13 protein-coding genes are annotated in these 16,585 nt (G+C 39.7%); 7 read left to right on the top strand and 6 right to left on the bottom strand.

Features of this window, described 5'->3' with window-relative positions; genetic code table 11:
• Positions 1-69 precede the first annotated feature (69 nt).
• The 3 genes from I6F49_RS00665 (at position 70) to I6F49_RS00655 (ending at position 2,266) form a co-directional block, all read left to right on the top strand.
• On the top strand, positions 70-447 hold the full coding sequence (locus I6F49_RS00665) for a DUF3718 domain-containing protein (protein WP_007586082.1): 378 nt from the start codon (positions 70-72) through the stop codon (positions 445-447).
• 310 nt (positions 448-757) lie between these two features.
• Entirely contained in the window at positions 758-1,642 is an 885-nt protein-coding gene (gene galU, locus I6F49_RS00660; RefSeq protein ID WP_166419663.1) for a UTP--glucose-1-phosphate uridylyltransferase GalU, read from the top strand.
• 150 nt (positions 1,643-1,792) lie between these two features.
• Positions 1,793-2,266, top strand: a complete 474-nt coding sequence (locus tag I6F49_RS00655) for a peroxiredoxin (protein WP_197177997.1) — start codon at positions 1,793-1,795, stop codon at positions 2,264-2,266.
• A gap of 104 nt (positions 2,267-2,370) precedes the next feature.
• Here the strand turns inward: I6F49_RS00655 and I6F49_RS00650 are convergent, their stop codons facing one another.
• Positions 2,371-4,149 carry a S8 family peptidase gene (locus tag I6F49_RS00650; RefSeq protein WP_197177996.1) on the bottom strand — a complete coding sequence of 593 codons (1,779 nt, stop codon included), beginning with the start codon at positions 4,147-4,149 and terminating at the stop codon, positions 2,371-2,373.
• 328 nt (positions 4,150-4,477) lie between these two features.
• Between I6F49_RS00650 and I6F49_RS00645 the strand changes: the two genes are divergently transcribed.
• Complete coding sequence (locus I6F49_RS00645; protein WP_197119674.1) at positions 4,478-5,662, top strand: NAD(P)/FAD-dependent oxidoreductase; 1,185 nt, start codon at positions 4,478-4,480, stop codon at positions 5,660-5,662.
• Positions 5,663-5,859: 197 nt separating this feature from the next.
• On the opposite strand, the gene I6F49_RS00640 is transcribed toward I6F49_RS00645, so the two are convergent.
• The 5 genes from I6F49_RS00640 to I6F49_RS00620 form a co-directional block, all read right to left on the bottom strand.
• Positions 5,860-6,939 carry a DUF4238 domain-containing protein gene (locus I6F49_RS00640; protein WP_197177995.1) on the bottom strand — a complete coding sequence of 360 codons (1,080 nt, stop codon included), beginning with the start codon at positions 6,937-6,939 and terminating at the stop codon, positions 5,860-5,862.
• A 45-nt stretch (positions 6,940-6,984) separates the two neighbouring features.
• On the bottom strand, positions 6,985-7,266 hold the full coding sequence (locus I6F49_RS00635) for a hypothetical protein (RefSeq protein WP_133120271.1): 282 nt from the start codon (positions 7,264-7,266) through the stop codon (positions 6,985-6,987).
• A gap of 109 nt (positions 7,267-7,375) precedes the next feature.
• Positions 7,376-8,575 (bottom strand): AGE family epimerase/isomerase, encoded by a 1,200-nt coding sequence (locus I6F49_RS00630; RefSeq protein ID WP_197177994.1) that lies wholly within the window; start codon positions 8,573-8,575, stop codon positions 7,376-7,378.
• On the bottom strand, positions 8,572-9,549 hold the full coding sequence (locus I6F49_RS00625) for a carbohydrate kinase family protein (RefSeq protein WP_197177993.1): 978 nt from the start codon (positions 9,547-9,549) through the stop codon (positions 8,572-8,574). Before I6F49_RS00625 ends, I6F49_RS00630 begins: the two co-directional genes overlap by 4 nt.
• Positions 9,550-9,565: 16 nt before the next feature.
• Positions 9,566-10,867, bottom strand: coding sequence for an MGH1-like glycoside hydrolase domain-containing protein (locus I6F49_RS00620; protein WP_197177992.1), 1,302 nt, complete (start codon positions 10,865-10,867; stop codon positions 9,566-9,568).
• 196 nt (positions 10,868-11,063) lie between these two features.
• Between I6F49_RS00620 and I6F49_RS20540 the strand changes: the two genes are divergently transcribed.
• From I6F49_RS20540 to I6F49_RS00605, 3 genes are all read left to right on the top strand, one after another.
• The gene (locus I6F49_RS20540) at positions 11,064-13,505 is read left to right on the top strand and encodes a TonB-dependent receptor (protein WP_197177991.1); all 2,442 of its coding nucleotides are present in this window, start codon (positions 11,064-11,066) and stop codon (positions 13,503-13,505) included.
• 196 nt (positions 13,506-13,701) lie between these two features.
• Positions 13,702-15,282: a sodium:solute symporter gene (locus tag I6F49_RS00610; protein ID WP_165727166.1), complete on the top strand. Its 1,581-nt coding sequence runs from the start codon at positions 13,702-13,704 to the stop codon at positions 15,280-15,282.
• A 10-nt stretch (positions 15,283-15,292) separates the two neighbouring features.
• Positions 15,293-16,534 (top strand): glycerate kinase type-2 family protein, encoded by a 1,242-nt coding sequence (locus I6F49_RS00605; protein WP_166419671.1) that lies wholly within the window; start codon positions 15,293-15,295, stop codon positions 16,532-16,534.
• The last annotated feature ends 51 nt before the right edge of the window (positions 16,535-16,585 follow it).

The raw sequence follows: 16,585 nt of genomic DNA, 5'->3' as shown, positions 1-16,585 counted from the left end.
GTAATTTTTGATAGATTGATATAATATTTGATAGTCTATATAAGAACAAAGTATTATAAAGGGTTTGTCATGTTTAAATTACCAAAGCTAGTTGCACTTACTGCTGTTGTCGCTGTAAGTTCTTTTTCGTATACAGCACCTGCAAATGCTGAAGATCAATTAGCGGTATCTATTTGTGAGTATATTGCTGCAGACGATAAAAACCGATTACGCAGCAAGCTTAAAAGCTCTCGTGTAAAAATTCGTAATATTTATGATGCAGTACAATGTAATGGTAATAACTTATTACGTCATGCTGTTGCTAGCAATGCAGTAGATACAGGTGAGTACATAGTTAAAAACTTATCAAAAAGCGCTCTAACAGATGGTGCTGATATTGCTTGGGCTGAAGGCAACTTTGCCAGCTCACCACTTATTGCAGTAATTAAAGATCGCGCTGGTCTTTAATTATAAAACATTTTATAATTTTACCATCAATATTGTGCGTCCAAAAATTGATAGCCTAGGGTTGTTATAAATAATAATACTAGGCTAACCTATATTTAAGACGGTAAAGAATTCGTCTGTTTCTTAACCTCCCACTTTCATACAAAATCATTAATAAGCTTCATAACTGACCAGCCTGCTTTAAACTGCCGTAAATATTCCTTTCAGAAAACAGCTTCAAATTTGTCTTTTTAAAAGATGTAACCTTATTCAGCTCGTATCTATTTTGAATCTGGTAGTTTATTTACAAACTTAAACACCAAGGATAGATATGAAAGCTGTAATTCCAGTAGCAGGCTTAGGGACGAGAATGCTCCCTATGACAAAAGCTATTCCAAAAGAAATGCTCCCAATAGTCGATAAGCCACTTATTCAATATATTGTCAGCGAATGTGTGTCTGCTGGTATTAAAGATATTGTGCTAGTGACGCATAGCTCTAAAAATGCAATCGAAAACCATTTTGATACAAGTTACGAGCTAGAAGCTACTCTTGAAAAGCGGGTTAAACGTGCTTTATTAGATGAGATTCGCTCTATTTGTCCGCCTGATGTTACCATTATGAGTGTTCGCCAAGGTGAAGCGAAAGGGCTAGGGCATGCTATTTTGTGCGCTAAGCCGATAGTGGGCGACAATGATTTTGTCGTACTCCTGCCAGATGTGATACTTGATGCGTATACAGCGGACCAAAAAACTGAAAACTTAGCTGCGATGATAAAACGCTTTAAAGAAACTCAAGCGAGTCAAATAATGCTTGAGCCGGTAGCTAAAGAAGACGTTAGTAAATATGGTATTGCGGACATAAACGGTGTTGAGTTAATGCCTGGTAAAAGTGCTGCAATTAAAGCGATGGTTGAAAAGCCTGATGCAGATTTAGCTCCTTCAAACCTTGCTGTTGTAGGGCGATATGTACTGAGTAAAAATATTTGGCCTCTACTCGCAAAAACCTCAGTAGGTGCTGGCGGTGAAATACAACTTACAGATTCTATTGACGCGTTAATGGCGCAAGAAACCGTTGAAGCATTTCATATGAGTGGCCGCTCTCACGATTGCGGAGATAAGCTCGGTTATTTAAAAGCAATTGTAGAGTACAGCATGCGGGATAAAAAGTTAGGTAATGACTTTTCTCGCTTTATAAACGATTTAAATTTACCTTAACTGCAGATCAATAAATTTCATGAAAACTATAGAAGCTAAAATAGCTTTCATGAAATGTAGTGAGCTCGGTCTATAAACCTTTACTATACTGCACTGGGTTACGTAGTATGGTTGTTACTTATTCTGTATTAATCTTTTCAAGGAACTACCATGATTGAGCAAGGCCAAGAATTACCAGCAGTTACACTAACGCAATTAACTGACGATGGTATGCAGTCTCTTACAAATAAAGAGTTGTTTGAAGGTAAAAAAGTCGTGTTATTTGCAGTACCAGGTGCATTTACGCCAACGTGTTCAAATGCACATCTACCTGAATTTATTACCCTTGCTGATAAAATTAAAGCAAAGGGCGTTGATGCTATTTACTGTGTATCTGTTAACGATGCATTTGTAATGAAAGCATGGGGCGACTCACAAAACGCACAAGAAATTTCAATGCTTGCTGATGGCGATGGAAGCTTTACTAAATCGTTAGGGCTTGATAAAGATACTGCTGGTTTTGGTGGTGTACGTTCAACGCGTTACGCTATGATTATTGAAAATGCAGTAGTAACTGGTTTATTTGTAGAGCAAGACAAAGAGTTTGTTGTAAGCCGCGCAGAATCAGTACTAGAGAAGCTATAACAGTAATAAAGTGTAGGTTTTAGCTTTAATTAATCAGCTACTTACTATTTAAAAACCGATGTTGGAAACAACATCGGTTTTTTATTTACGGCTCAAATTTTAAATTACGGTTGGTATTGCCCGCTAAGTGTTAAACCAGAGAAAGTGCTATAAGCGTTAACGCTTAAGTGCCATGTTCCTGCTTGTGGGCTTGAGAATGTACATGTTTCAGCGTTACCATTTTTATATGGACGGCAGTCGTAACTTGATGCTGTTGGTTGGCTACCAAATTTAACAAATAAGTCAGCATCGCCAGTCCCACCTGATGTTGTTACGGTAAATGTAGACATACCGGCAGGTACATCTAGGGTGTAATGTTTCCATTGACCAGCATTAGCACTTACATCACTTACGGAGCCACCACCGGCTGCAGGTGGTGTTGTTGTCGTACCGCCACTTGCAGCTGCAACAGCTGCGGCTGCATCAACAATACCCGTACCACAGCTAGTACATGTAGCAGGGAACGAACGGGTTGTTGATTTTAAAATACTTTCTATTTCGTCAGGCGTTGCATCTGGTTTTGCTTGCTTAATAAGTGCCGCAACACCTGCTACGTGAGGCGCAGCCATTGATGTACCTTGCGAATAACCGTAGCTGTCGCTTGAAGGTGTAGACGAACCTGAGTTATAAGTTGATAAAATACCTTCAGAGTCGTTTGCAAAACTTTGTGCGCCACCTGGCGCTGCAACATCAATATTGCTACCGTAGTTTGAGTAATAAGCTCGGCCGCCATTACGGCCAACCGATGCAACGTTTACTACGCCGTTACAGTTGCCAGGGTTATAGTTTGCTGAGTTATCGTTATCGTTACCCGCAGCAATAACAACCACAGTGCCGTTGCCACGTGCAGTGTTAATTGCATTTTGAGTTGTAGAGCTACATGAACCGCTGCCACCTAAACTCATGTTAATTACATCTGCAGGGTTTGAGTTAGCTGGAATGCCTGAAACACTTCCACCAGATGCCCAAATAATACCGTCTGCAATATCAGAGGTTAAACCACCACACTTACCAAGTACGCGAACAGGCACTACTTTTGCGTTATAAGCAACGCCTGCAACGCCTTCGCCGTTATTGGTTACCGCAGCAACTGTACCGGCTACATGCGTACCATGCCAGCTAGAGTTTTGTGCACCGTTAGTGCCACACTCATTTGCTGCAACAGCATCACCAGGATCACGTGCATCGCTATCGCGACCACCGCCGTCATTCGCTACCGAAAGGTTAGAGATCATATCGTAACCCGGTAAAATATTAGCATTTAAATCAGCATGAGGGCGGTAACCTGTATCTAGTACGGCGACAACTACACCGCTACCCGTTGCGGTATCCCATGCGGTCGGTAAGTTTAAACCACCGGCTTGCTCGTAGTAGTGCCATTGGTCATCAAAGCGAGGATCGTTAGGAGTCGAAAAGGGCTTTAACATTTGATCTACTTCAATGTATTCCACATTTCCTGAATCAACCATTTCTTGCATAAATTCTTGCGCTTCTGCTGTACTTAATTTTTTATCAGCACGCATGACGTGGTGGTTATTAAGTGCCATTGCACGAATATATTTTGCTTTTACTTTGCCTTTTTTAGAAGTGAAGCTTTTAACAAAGCTTTGTGCGCGCTTTTTCATGCTAGATGGGCTTGCGTCTGCAGTTGAGAGGCTCGCCATTTCGTTATTATTTTTATATTTAATAATGAACTGAGTTTCGAAACTGCCTTGGCTTTGTAGTTTAGCCGATGTTTCAGCCATTGAACTTGAAACTGATTGAGCCATGCCAGATGTTGCAGCAAAAAGCGTACTAACTGTAATTGCAATTGCGCATCTTTTAAAAGTTTTACTAGTTGTCATAATTATCCCTAGATTTTTATTTATTATTTCGCGATGTAAAATCACGATGCGGGAATGAAAGTAAACGATCTGTTAATCAGGTTAAAATATCAATTTATTATGTACCTCTTTCATTTAGTTATAACCCAGGTTTTTAGCGGTTTACTCGTTGTTTAGTATTTGTCATATAAATTAAAAATAAGTATAAAGGATTGTTTTATTGTGAGGGTAATTATTCCCCACTTATTACTGATGTGTTTTTGTTGTGTTATTACTAATAATTCAAATGCTGCGTTGTTAGCTATTAAACTTTGCTATAATCGAGCAAATTTTTTAATGAGATAAATAAATGACCCAAGTAGATGTAATTGTAATAGGTGCGGGAGCAGCAGGATTAATGTGTGCAGCGCAAGCTGGATACCGTGGCCGAAGCGTTACAGTACTTGATATGGGGAAAAAACCAGGTCGTAAAATTTTAATAAGTGGTGGTGGGCGTTGCAATTTTACAAATGAAAATGCAACCCCGGATAACTACCTATGCACAAACTCTCATTTTGTTAAATCATGCTTAAGTCGTTATACACAGCATGACTTTATTGAGCTGGTGGACAGACATGGCTTGGCGTATCACCATAAAACACTAGGCCAGCTTTTTTGCGATAACAATGCACAAGACATTGTTGATATTTTACTAACCGAATGTGAGTGGGCCGGAGTAAATATAAAGCTACGCAGTGAAGTGATCAGCGTATCAAAAACCGAAACCGGCTATAGCGTTACCACAGAGCAAGAAACCTTAAGCTGTGAGTCGTTAGTTATAGCATCAGGAGGCTTAACCATGCCAAAACTAGGGGCTACACCAATAGGTTATAAAATTGCAGAGCAGTTTGGGTTAAATGTATTACCAACCATGGCAGCACTTGTACCATTTACTTTGCACCAGCACGATAAAGACCGTTTTGAAGGACTTTCGGGAATTAGTATCCCATGTGAAGTTTCAAGCGAAGATGGCTCCGTATTTAAAGAAAATATCCTCTTTACTCACCGAGGGTTATCGGGCCCTGCAATATTACAAATAAGCTCATTTTGGCGAGCAGGGCAGGCTGTTACTATAAACCTATTACCTGAAATAGATTTAAGGCAACAACTTGCTGATTGGCGTGAAACACAAGCTCAAAAGTCGTTAAAAAATAGCCTTGCGACTATTTTACCTAAACGCTTTATAGAAGTACTGCACGAAAGCAAAGCGATACCAGATTGTAATATTAATCAGCTTACACATGCTCAAATAGATGAGTTAGTAAATTATATTCATGCGTGGCAAATTAAACCCAATGGCACAGAAGGTTATAGAACAGCAGAAGTAACATTGGGCGGTGTAGATACCGACGAGTTGAGCTCAAAAACCTTTGAAGCTAAAAAAGCTAAAGGCCTATACTTTATAGGCGAAGTAACCGATGTAACGGGTTGGTTAGGGGGCTACAATTTTCAGTATGCGTGGAGCTGTGGATTTGCTTGTGGGCAGTATGCTTAGGTTGTGTAGAGACAATAAAGTTTGTAACCTTGGGGTGATCGCTTCACCCCTTAACCTTGGTAAAAAATATTATTTAAAATATGATTGAAAGTTAACCACTTGAATTTAATGTATTTTATTCCTTAAAAATAAAGTCATAATTTAAGTCATAAAAGCAATAAAATAGCGATTGAAAAAAAAGCAAATAAGTCATATTTTTATTCTTTTTTTGACCTCATTTCTTTAATGAATTGTTCATGTTTAGCTAATTCTTCAGGTATTCGATCATAACAGGTTATATCCTGACTTTTTTTCTTGTTTTTAACTTTGCAAAATGACAACCATCTATCAAAAATATAAGATTTACGCCAGAGGGTGATTTTATTTTTAGCTTCCCTTCCAATAATTGTGGGAGCTATGGCTTTTACTGTATTACTATAAATGCTATTCGCTGGAAACTTATCGCTCATTTTTTTAACATAGTTTGAGTCATCTGTAGACCTAAAAACAATAAATGAGCCTCGACTCCTAAATTGAAGTTCATTTAGCAGATGTATATCTGGTAAGTTTTCAATTATGGTACAGGAACTATTTTTAGCTCCCATTTTATAGATCTTACTATCATATAAACATAAGGTAATAGTGCTTGATATTGGTAAGAAAACTTGCAATCCACATTTAGACAAACCACTGATATCTATTGAGTGTAAGTTACGAAGATACCAGTTGTAATGAACCACAGGATGATCTGATATCACAAACTCAGTGGCTGTTTCATTAATTAGTATGTGCCACTCTAAATCTAAGAGAAGAGGCACTTTGAGCGCTGCTTCCAGTGTTTGCAGTTGAAGAAAATATTTTGGGTTATCAAAAGAAACTTTTATACCGTCTAGAGCTTCTTTATCAAAACCATTTAATTGACCTAATTGATTTATTAATTCATTAAAATAATTGTCAATATTATCTAGCGAGGAAGAATATGCATTTGGTGTACGGCTTAATTGAACTAAAATAAACCGAAGAAGGTCTACTCGCCCTTCAAAATCCAATTGTCCATCAACTTCCCTTGTAATTATTTTTAAAGCCTGAGCGCCTGGCCCTTCAATATAATCACGCAAAAAATTTTCGATCGTGTTGTCTTTATCATAGAAGTTATTCTCGAATAGTTCAGCTCCAACATTAGATGGCCGTAACTTATTCCTAGTTGAATCGAATATATTAATAGCACCATCGTTATAGCTAAAGTTTTTAAGTAAACACCTGGGTACGAAGTGCTGCTTCCTTGTTATCTTTTTCATTTATATTTTCCCTACAATGTAGCGGCAATTATTAATAACCTCTAGCTATTTAATGCTAACGATCTTAGGTTTTGATTCTCGTAATAATCTAATTCTATCTTCTATATCTAGAAAATTCATCATCGCAGTTAACAGCATTGTTTGCTCTGCATATGCTTCATCTAGCCTTTGATTAGCAACATCTAACTCATGTCGGTATTTATCTTTTAGCCTTTTTTCTTTTGATTTATCTTCTTTAATTCTCTCCAAGTCAGTGCTAACAGAGCGTTTACGAGCCTTACCAGTTTTTTTAGCCTGAGTTTGTTTCTCTGATGAGATTGCATCCAAAACCTCAAGATACAAGTGGTACAGTGATTTTGGCCACCCATTAAGAAAAAAACCGCCAAACTGGCGGTTAAAAGGTCTACACAATACTGTAAAAGTTATAACTACATAGTTACTTTAATAGTTCGAGCACATCAAAGCAGGCACCCATAGTGTGGTAATCAGTTTTACCAATAGGGCTTTTCTCGGTATCCATTTTTTTGTTATCTACGGTTAAAATTCTAAACCAAGCACCGTATTGATGATCAACTAAATGCTGCCATGAATACTGCCAAATTTTGTCGTACCATTGCTGGTATTTTTCATCACCTGTGGTTTCATAAAGGTAGGCTGCACAGCACAGTGTTTCGGCTTGAACCCAAAAGTACTTATCGTCATCGCAAATAGTTTTATCAGGTGCAAAACCGTAGCAAATACCGCCGTGTTTTTTATCCCATGCTACATCTATTGAGTTATCAAATAATGCTTGAGCGCGCTCGATAAGCCATTTTTGTGGTTTATGTTTATTTAAAAACATAAGCAGTTTTGACCACTCTGTTTGATGACCAGGCTGAAAGCCCCACGGACGAAATAAATTTTTAGGATCGTTTTTGTTGTACTCTAAATCGACCTGCCAATTTATATCGTAATGCTCCCAGATTAATCCGCCCATTAAATTAGCTTGGCGGTTAACCATGTTGTCGGCAAGAGTAAGCGCACGGTTTAAAAATATCTCGTCTTTTGTGGCTTCATAGGCGGCAATAAGTGCTTCGCAGGTGTGCATGTTGGCGTTCTGGCCACGGTATGAATCGCACTTTGTGAAGTCGCTGTTGTGCTGATCTTTATATAACCCTGCTTTTGCATCCCAAAAATGTGTTTCCATTGTTTGAAATGTATCGTTGAGGTATTCACGCGCCTCTGTAACGCCCACACGGTATGCCCAGCTGTACGCTAAAATAACAAACGCAAAACCATAACAATGGTTAGTGTTATCAAGCACGGTAGCTTGGCCGTTTTCAACTTTTAATAACCAGTTGTAGCCGCCAGTTTGCTCAACAAGATGATGCTTACGAATAAACTCAATACCCGATTTAACACGGGTAAGGTATTTTTCGTCATTAAAGGTTTGATACGCGCGTGCATAGTTAAATACAAAACGAGTAGAGCTTACTAAATGGCGCGTTTGTTTATCAAACACCTCACCATTATCAGAAAAGTTTTGGTAAAAACCACCGTGTTCGTCGTCAATATTTGGCTCGTAAAACGCTAAGGTGTCGCTAATGTGCTGCGTTAAAAACTCATGGCTTTTAAAGTTATCAGGTGTACTTTTCATAGTTCGCTCCTAAAATCGTGTAGAGACTTTTGGTTAGGTAAGGAGTTAAATGCCCCTTTGTAAGATGCGGCGTGGGCACCGCATAACGAAGCAAATTCAAAAATAGTATTTAGCTTTGAATTATTTTCACAAAGCGTACTAAAGCTCACAGGTGTAAGTGCTTGTAAGCCTAGCTGATATAATAGGCCACCTACAAAGGCATCGCCGGCGGCGGTAGCATCAACCATAGTTACTTTTTTAGGGATAAGCATTTGTTTGCCGTGTTTAGTAAACCAATACATTGGGTTACTTGCATCTGTGACTACAAATAGCTCACAGCCGTTAATCAGTGTTTGGGCAATAAATTCATCACTCGATTGCTCACCCGCAAGGTATTCAAGCTCTTCTTTTGAGGCTTTAATAATTGAGCAGTCTTTTAATAATGGTAAAATATGTTCGCGAGGGTTAGCATCGCTTGGCCATAAATTAAGGCGCAAGTTAATATCAAAGCTCACAATTGAGTTATTTTGTTTTGCAAATTTAACACCGTAAGCGGTGGTGTTTCTGATGTTTTCGTCGGTTAACGTGTTTGAGCAAATATGAAAAATATCGCATTTCTCAAACCATTCGCTACTAAAGTCATTATTACTAAAGTGCAGATCGGCGGTGTTATCACGATAAAACTCAAACGTACGATCGCCGTCGTTATCAAGTGACACAAACGCAAGGGCGGTTTTGGCTTGGTTGGTAAAACGCATAAAGTCGGTTTTTACACCTTGCTCTTTTAATGCGTTATGTAAAAAGTCGCCAAAGCTATCAGTGCTTAGCATTCCTGCAAAGTAGGCATTACCGCCTAGCTTTGCAATAGCTACGCTTACGTTTGCAGGTGCACCGCCTGCAAACTTTGTAAACGCTTCGTGTTCGTTGTTGTTTTGGCTCAATTTATTTGAAAGTAAATCAACCAGTACTTCACCAAAGCATATTGTGTGTTTCATGATGTTGCCTTAGTTGTTAGTCAAGTAGCCAATGTAATGCTATTGCAGCTGTCCACGAGAAATCTTTACCACCACAGCCTGCGCCTGTTTCTGGGTTAAAGTATTCGTAGTAGCCTGACTTAACAACGAGGTTGCGCGTATCATCTTGAATTTTTTCAGCAGTTGTTACAAAACCAGCTTCTTTAAGGCCTGTGGCTATCATCCAGTTAATGTGTAACCAAATAGGGCCGCGCCAGTAGCGTTGTGGCTCGTATTTTTCTTCTTTAGGGTGGGTAGAAGCCACACTAAATTGGCTCGACTCAATAAAATCTTCAGTGGCTGTATTAATTATTTTAGTTTGCTCATCGCTTGTTAAACCTGCATATACAGTTAATAGCGCGGCTGATGTTTTAACTTTCGCTAAGCTGTTAGTTAATACATCACGACAATAAAAATACTGACTTTGCTCACACCATAAAGTGTTTATGGCTTGTTCTGTTTTTTGTAAACGCTGTGCTAAGTAATCAGTGCGGGCATCGTTTAAACCAAGTTGTTCACCCATTTTGAGTAAATCTTTGGTTGCACGGTGCAAAATAGCAATAATACCTAGGTCATTCATTTTGTACGGGCTGGTTTCGTAAATTACTTTACTGTCAAAGTTGTTACGTTTAAAAAAGTCTACAAGGTATAAAAAGCGGTCGTATTCACTTTTATGTGGACGTTGAGAAGAGTCTACATGGCTTGTATCACGGCGCGTATATTCCCAATCCACACATGGCACAGCTTGAAGAGCGTCATCCCATGATGGGCTGTTATCCATGCCCGACTCCCACGGGTGGTATGTCACTACTAAACCAGTACTTTCAGGATCTCGGTCGTTGTACCACCATAAATGATAGTCAACTACTTGTGAAAATAACGCTTTAACTTTTTGTTCTGCAAGTGTTTTGTCTTTCGCACTGGCAAGCATCTCCTTCATTACAGTAGCAACTACTGGCGGCTGTGAAATAGAGGTACTTTTGATTTTTTTATCTGATCCCCATACGTCAGGACCTGGAAAATAAGTATCTGAATCTTTATGAAACAAGATGTGCGGCACCATGCCGTCATCCCATTGGCCTGAAAATAACACATCAATTTCTTGCCATGCGCGGCTTTCGTCAGACTTCATCCAACCTAGCGCTGTAATGGCTGAGTCCCAGTTCCACTGAAACGGGTATAGGCCATGTGTTGGTACTGTATAGCCACCTAAGTCGTTTGCTATAAGTGTTTTAGTAGCAAGGTCTGCAAGCGATGAAGCCGTTGCTGAGTCAATTTTACCGCTGTTTATAGTAGTCATATTGGGTGCTCTTTGTGTGTTATTTTCGATTTTGACAATATTAAAGCACTCATTATGGGTTGTAAATGTTTTTTTTCTGTGCTTAAATCCTGTTCGAAGTAACAAAAAACTAACATGTTCACTTGATTATTTCGGCTTTACTTAGCCACACTCTAAGTAAATACACACAGACAACTAGCACAAATGGAGAATACCCGTGAATAAAACTACGATCGCCTCTATTGTATCTTTATGCCTTGCACAGGGCGCTTATGCAGCAGAAGAAACTGCACCAGATACAGCAAAAAAAGCTAACAACGTTGAGCGTATTATCGTCTCTGGTACCAGTAAAGGGCGTGTTATTTCAGACACTCCACAATCAGTAACATCTATTAGCGAAGACGAGCTGGTAAAGCTTTCTTCAAGTAGCCAAGCAGATGTGCTTCGCTATATTCCGGGTATTAAAGTAGAAGGCGGTGGCGGTGAAGTCGCTACTAACCTTCAAGTAAGAGGCTTACCTTCATCGGGTCAGTTTCAATTTACGCCACTGTCGTATGATGGTTCACCGACACTGAGTGTTTTTGGTTTGAACTCATCGGCGTTTGATGTGTATTACCGTAACGATCTGGGTATTGAACGCGTAGAGTTTGTGCGTGGTGGTGTATCTAATTTATTTGGCCAAGGCTCTGTGGCCGGCATTATTAACTATATTTCTAAAACGGGCAGTGACGATCCGCAAAGTACCGTACAAATGGAGCTTTCTGACCAAGGGCGTACACGCTTCGATTTTGCAACGAGCGGTCCACTTAATGAAGACGGCTTATATTATGCGCTTTCTGGTTTTTACCGCTACGACGAGGGCCCTTTAGATACAGGCCTTGAGACTAAAGGTACTCAGTTACGTGGTAATATTCGTAAAGAATTTGATGATGGCTCTGGCTCATTTACGGTTTACGGACAGTACATTGACGACCAAGCTCAGTTTTATTTACCTATTCCACTTGATGGCGAAAGCCGTGAGCGCTTAATCGGTAACGATGGTCGTGAAGTAGAATCACTGCAAACAGCGCAAGTATCTAACTTAATGTACGATACAGCAAATGGTCGTTATGAATCGCCAATCAGCGATGGTGTAGTCACTAAAGGTGGCTCTGTTTCAGTGGTGTTTGAAAAAGAACTCGCTAACGATTTTGCTATCAACATGCGCAGTAAATACGCTAAATACCAACACGAATTTAATTTATTTTTAGATGGCGACGGTATTATTAATGTACCTGAAAGCCAAGACGACTTTTTAGCTAACCGTGGCTTAGGTGATGCAAGCGGCGCTGAGTTTTCTTATGTTAATTCAGGTATCGCACTTGCAAGCGATGACTTACTATTTGCTAACCGCATTTTAGACCGCGACCGCCCAGCTGAAGATTTTTCTGCAGAATTTAATATCATCAAAAGTATTTATGTAGGTGATTTTAGCCATGATATTACAGTTGGTACATTTTTCTCTCGCAGTGAAGCCGACGACGATAACGTTATTACGACTTACTTAGGTGAATTTAATAATAACCCTCGCTTAATTGACTTAACGTATACCGATGTTAATGGCGACGAGATTCAATACACACAAAATGGCATTAGTGGGCCAGGTATTTCTTATACTAACCAAACCATTAGCGCTACCCGCCGTGCACTTTATATAGCGGATCAAATGGAAAGTGACGATTGGATTTTTGACTTTGGTGTTCGCTACGAAGAAATTGAAGGCAAAATTAGCCGCGAAGGCAGCCAAGTTGTACAAATAAATAATGACCCATCACTCGCATCTAACTTACAAGTAAACACAACCGGTAGTGGTGTAATGACCTACGGTGAAGTAGATACGTCTGAATTTGCTGTATCGGGTGCGGCGTTATATCGCTTAACAGATAACTTAAATGTATATGCCAATGCATCTCGCGGGTTTTTCTTCCCAGAAATTAGAGGTATTCAGTTTAATGACTTAGGCGAGCCTGCCAGCTACGAAGCCGAAATTGTAGAGCAGGGCGAACTAGGTGTTAAGTTTTTTGATAACGACTTTAGCGGCAGTGTTGCGTTATTTAGAACTGACTTAAAAGATAGACGCAGCGTAGACTTTGTAAACGATGGTAACGGTGGCGTATTAGAACTACCAGTTATGCAGTCAACTAAAGCAACCGGTGTTGAGCTTACAGGTCGTTACGATATTACCGATGAGTGGGCTGTTGATGCCAACATGACCTACACCGATCACGAATTTACTGAATTTGATTCAGACCCTTCTATTATTGGTAACGAGTTACGTCGTAAACCAAAAATACTATTCAATACATCTATAAGCTATACCACAGATGACTGGGATGCTTCTATTTATCATAACTTTACAGGTAAAAACTTTGCTAACGATGCAAACTCTGTAGAACTTGATTCATTCCATTTATTTAGATTTGATGCAGGTTATAACTGGCAAGTTGCACCAGAGCAAACAGTCCGCTTAAGCGTTGGGGTATTTAACCTGTTTGATTCTGACGGTGTTACTGAAGGTTCGCCACGTTTAGGCAATAGCCAAACGGCAGATAATCCATACTTTGTAGGTCGCCCGATTCTCCCACGACGCGTTACTTTAAGAGTTAAATACGACTTTTAAATAAATGCTTTATGCCTATTAACTCACTTTTGGGTTAATAGGCTTTTTGCATTGTGATGCATTTTTCAGCTAAGTTAGTTACAGGTTTACCTTTTTGAATACGATTGTTTAGTAAAAAGGTAAAGGCAGGTAGCCGTTTGGTATTTTAATTTTGAAAAGGCGCAGTGTTTTCATATTGTGAATACGCGAATTAATTATGAATATATTAGATTTTTCAATAGTTGCTCTTTATCTTGGTGCCTTATTGGTAATGGGATTTATGCTACGCGAACAAACCAATAAAAATGACTATTTTTTAGGAGGTAAAAGCTTAGGTTGGAAACCTTTGGCTTTGTCGGTAATGGCCACTCAGCTTTCGGCTATTAGTTTTATTTCGGCTCCTGCATTTGTTGGTTTGCGTGAAGGTGGCGGTATGCAGTGGCTCTCGTATGAGCTGGGTGTTCCGCTGGCGATGATTTTAATTTTAGCAACTATTTTACCCAAGCTTTATAAAAGCGGCATTGTTAGTATTTACGATTATTTAGAAATGCGCTTTGGGCGCTCAACCCGTGTACTTATTAGTGTGGTTTTTCAATTTAGTCGTGCGTTTGCCACCGGCATTATGATTTACGCGGTATCACTTATTCTACAAGGCACCATGGGAATAGAAGCATGGCAGGCCATTGTATTAACTGGCGTTATAACTGTTTTATATTCACTGCAAGGTGGGATGAAAGCGGTAGTATATGGTGATGCGATTCAAATGATCATCATTGTACTGGGGACTATTGCTTGTATAGGGTTTGGGCTTTATCACTTAGGTGGCGTTGACTCGTTTATTAGTAATGTTGACTCGAGCCGATTAGAAGCGATTAAGTTTGATTCATTTGGTTTTAGCGGTGATGGCTTTGGCTTTTTACCGATGATTTTTGGTGGTGTGGTACTTTACGCCTCTTACTACGGGTGTGACCAAACGCAAGCGCAACGTGCGCTCAGTGCAAAAGATCCTAAAAACCTACGCTACATGATTTTAGCAAATGGTGTAGTGCGCTTTCCTATTACTATTTTATATTGTGTGTCGGGTTTAATTGTTGGCACACTGGCAATGAGTAACCCTGAATTTTTAGCAAAAATTCCAGCAGATAACCCTGATTGGATGATGCCTATATTTATTCTAGATTACTTACCGCATGGCTTAATTGGTTTATTGGTTGTTGCTATATTGTCGGCAGCGATGTCGTCACTTAGCTCTGCAATTAATTCACTTTCGGCGGTAAGTATTGAAGATTACAGCCGTATTTCTAACAAAGAGCTCGACCAACCATCTTACTTAAAGTTAGCTAAATACTTAGGTTTAGCATGGGGTGCAATTACACTTGTGCTATCACTTTTTGCTGGCGATATTGCACCAACCATTATTGAAGCGATTAACAAGGTAGGTTCGTTATTTTATGGCCCAATACTGGCGGTATTTTTAGTTGCTGTACTAAGTAAACGCAGTGCTGCATTGCATGCCAATATTGGCTTAATTAGCGGTGTATTAATTAACTTGTTGGTGTCGGTATTTGCGCCTGATATTTTCTGGTTTTGGTGGAACTTTATAGGTTTTGTAAGCGCCGCTGTGATTATTTATGTGACGAGTCGTTTAATTCCACGAGAAGTAAACGAAGTAACAAAAGTACAAAATGCCGAGACAGTGTCAAACTCAATTTTAACTGGCAAAGATATCGTTATGCTACTTAGCATGTTTATTGTGATGATATTAATTTGTTTAGCTATTCCTTCAATTTTTTCGTGAGCTGTGACTAATGGATTCTAAAAAATCGTTTTTAATTGATTTATTTACCACTGCGGTAAATGCCTGTAAACCCAGTGCTTGCATGAGTAAGTATTTAGAAAATATAGATGCAAGTAAAGGTTTGTGTGTAGTGGGGGCAGGTAAAGCCGCCGCCGAAATGGCCGCTGAAGTTAATCGCTTTTATGGTGATAAATGTTTTGGCGCAGTGGTAACGCGTTATGGCTACGAAAGTAGCGGCGATACTGGGCGAATTAAAGTGCTTAGTGCAAACCACCCAACACCAGACGATAACAGCTTAGCTGCTGGCAAAGAGTTATTGGAGCTTGTAAGAAATAATCCGGCTGATATTCCTATTTTGTTTATTATTTCGGGGGGCGGTTCGTCGTTGATGTGCCTACCTGTTGATGATGTACCTTTTTCACAAAAGCAAAAGCTTAACCAATTTTTACTGAGAAGTGGTGCAAGCGTTGATGAAATAAATGTAGTCCGTAAGCAGTTGTCACTTGTTAAAGGCGGCAAGTTAGCGCAGGCCGCTAAGTCGGATTACGTTACGTTGATTATTTCAGATGTAGTAGGGGATAAACCAAGTGATATAGCGTCTGGTCCAACTATTAGCGATGGCAGCACAAAAGCCGATGCACTGGCTATTTTACAAAAGTACAATTGGCCGGTAATTACAGAGGTTCAAGCGCATTTATTAAAACCTGAGCAAGAAAGAGCTGCCGATACCATAGGTGAGCACTTTATTGTTGCAAACGCGCAACATGCTATTGATAGCGCTATAAGTGTTGCACAGCATCAAGGTTGGGAAACCCAAGTACTAGGATATGATATTCAAGGCGAGGCTAAAGAAGTTGCAAAGCAACATGCGGCTATCGCACTTGAGCAAAAAGCCCAAGGCAAGCGCGTTATGTTGTTCTCCGGTGGCGAGCTTACCGTCACCGTTGCTGATGTTTATGGCGATGGTGGGCCAAATCAAGAATACTTAATGGCACTGGCTGAGGCACTTAATGGCAAAGCGGGTATTTACGCACTTGCTTGTGATACAGATGGTGTAGATGGTAGTAAAGATGTAGCGGGTGCTTACATAAATAGCACCACGATTACACGCGCTCAAAACGCCGGAGAGAGCCTTCAAGCACAGTTAGAAGGGCATAATAGCCATCAGTTTTTTAAAGCCATTGATGATTTAATTATTACTGGGCCAACTAACACAAATGTGAATGATTTTAGAGTGATAGTGATTGAATAGGCGCAGTTTATCTACTTGTTCTTTATAATGGTTTCACGTAATCTTTTGCTC

Source organism: Pseudoalteromonas sp. SWN166, from assembly GCF_015864485.1.
Lineage (GTDB): Bacteria > Pseudomonadota > Gammaproteobacteria > Enterobacterales > Alteromonadaceae > Pseudoalteromonas.
Note: the sequence above shows the minus strand (reverse complement) of the source record. Positions and strands in the feature narration are given on the sequence as shown.

What these genes read in the sequence shown, in the direction of transcription:
- I6F49_RS00645 (WP_197119674.1), top strand. Translation starts at nt 4,478, where the DNA reads ATGACCCAAGTAGATGTAATTGTAATAGGTGCGGGAGCAGCAGGATTA.
- I6F49_RS00665 (WP_007586082.1), top strand. Translation starts at nt 70, where the DNA reads ATGTTTAAATTACCAAAGCTAGTTGCACTTACTGCTGTTGTCGCTGTA.
- galU (WP_166419663.1), top strand. Translation starts at nt 758, where the DNA reads ATGAAAGCTGTAATTCCAGTAGCAGGCTTAGGGACGAGAATGCTCCCT.
- I6F49_RS00610 (WP_165727166.1), top strand. Translation starts at nt 13,702, where the DNA reads ATGAATATATTAGATTTTTCAATAGTTGCTCTTTATCTTGGTGCCTTA.
- I6F49_RS00620 (WP_197177992.1), bottom strand. Translation starts at nt 10,867, where the DNA reads ATGACTACTATAAACAGCGGTAAAATTGACTCAGCAACGGCTTCATCG.
- I6F49_RS00640 (WP_197177995.1), bottom strand. Translation starts at nt 6,939, where the DNA reads ATGAAAAAGATAACAAGGAAGCAGCACTTCGTACCCAGGTGTTTACTT.
- I6F49_RS00605 (WP_166419671.1), top strand. Translation starts at nt 15,293, where the DNA reads ATGGATTCTAAAAAATCGTTTTTAATTGATTTATTTACCACTGCGGTA.
- I6F49_RS00630 (WP_197177994.1), bottom strand. Translation starts at nt 8,575, where the DNA reads ATGAAAAGTACACCTGATAACTTTAAAAGCCATGAGTTTTTAACGCAG.
- I6F49_RS00650 (WP_197177996.1), bottom strand. Translation starts at nt 4,149, where the DNA reads ATGACAACTAGTAAAACTTTTAAAAGATGCGCAATTGCAATTACAGTT.
- I6F49_RS00625 (WP_197177993.1), bottom strand. Translation starts at nt 9,549, where the DNA reads ATGAAACACACAATATGCTTTGGTGAAGTACTGGTTGATTTACTTTCA.
- I6F49_RS00655 (WP_197177997.1), top strand. Translation starts at nt 1,793, where the DNA reads ATGATTGAGCAAGGCCAAGAATTACCAGCAGTTACACTAACGCAATTA.